The organism is Leptotrichia sp. OH3620_COT-345 (genome assembly GCF_003932895.1).
In the GTDB taxonomy this organism is placed as follows: Bacteria; Fusobacteriota; Fusobacteriia; order Fusobacteriales; family Leptotrichiaceae; genus Pseudoleptotrichia.
In genome coordinates this window covers 1-371 of record NZ_RQYW01000147.1, presented here as the reverse complement: position 1 = coordinate 371, position 371 = coordinate 1, and the positions used below count along the sequence as shown (strand labels likewise).

The following is a 371-nucleotide window of genomic DNA, read 5'->3' as shown; positions in this document are numbered from 1 at the left end:
ACAGGATCAGGTAAAGTAGGTACATTTGCAGCTTTAGGTACTAAATTTAAATCCGCCTTATTTACTACTTTCGGTCTTATTCCTGCACTTAATTCAAGTTCCACTATAGGCTCTTTTACAAGTTCAGTACTTGCTATCCCATAATTAGTTATCCCACGTCTTGCATTCGTTGCAGCCGATCTCGGATTAGTCGATAAAGCCAGTGCCGAACCGTAAAACTGACTGTCCAGTGAAATATATCTGTTCATTTCATTGGAATCTCTTTCAAGTATTCCCTCATAAGGATATTTTTCTTTTTTATCTCCTCTTCCTTTATATGCTCCTCTCCAGTTACTGTAAAAATAGTTCATTCCAAATTGCCATGAACTCCA

At 37.5% G+C, this 371-nt stretch carries 1 protein-coding gene; it reads right to left on the bottom strand.

The genetic code is table 11. From position 1 onward, the window contains the following. Positions 1–371: hypothetical protein (locus EII29_RS11660; protein WP_148096446.1), on the bottom strand; the 371-nt coding region annotated here is incomplete at both ends.